Below are 862 nucleotides of genomic sequence, written 5' to 3' on the forward strand. Positions count from 1 at the left end.
CCGCAACCAGCTCGTACAGCAGCCGCCGTCCGCGGCGTCCGGCCAGCAACGCGGCCTGCATGTCCATCTCGGCGCCCATTGTTCCTCCCCGGGGTTTCGCCCCAGCCTAGCGCGACGGTCAGCGGACCGGGGAAACCAACGGTGCCCCACCCCCGGCAACAGCAGGGGGTGGGGCGCCGCGGGGTGAAGACCGTGGGGCGGCTAGGCGACCAGGTTCATGCACCACACAATCCAGGGCAGCGCCACCAGGTCGATCAGCACCGCACCGGCCAGCGGCACAATCAGGAACGCCTTCTCGGAGCGGATCCCGAACTTGGCGTTGAACGCGTCCATGTTCGCCAGCGCATTCGGGGTGGCGCCCAGGCCGTGGCCCAGGAAGCCGGCGACCATGGTCGCCGCGTCGTAGTCCTTGCCCATCATCCGGAACACCACGAACGCGGAGAACAGGACGATGAACACCAGCTGCACCAGCAGGATGACCGACAGCGGGCCGGCCAGGTTCGCCAGCTCCCAGATCTTCAGGCTCATCATCGCCAGGGTCAGGAAGAAGCCGAGGGTCATCTGGGAGATCAGGTTGACCGAGTCGTCGTTGATCTTGATCAGCTTCAGCTTGTCGTTCAGGTTGCGGAAGATCACCGCGATGATCATCGCACCGACGTAGGCCGGCAGGGAGAAGCCGGTGATCTCGGCGATCCAGTCGCCCAGCAGCATGCCGACCACCATGATGATGCCGATGACCGTGGCCGTGGACAACAGCGAGGAGTAGTTGCTGATTTCATCCCCGGGCTGCTTGATCGCCTCGTCCAGGTCCTCACCCACCGCCGGGCCGCCGGCCGAGCCGCCGCCACCGGCAGCTTGCGCA

The 862-nt window shown here is 66.2% G+C and carries 1 protein-coding gene; it reads right to left on the reverse strand.

The window, feature by feature from the left end; genetic code table 11:
- Positions 1–201: 201 nt before the first annotated feature.
- Positions 202–862, reverse strand: a 661-nt coding sequence (locus JCM19049_RS15895; protein WP_279403406.1) for a sodium/glutamate symporter, incomplete at its 5' end; no start/stop codon positions are given.

This window comes from Arthrobacter sp. JCM 19049, assembly GCF_001310435.1.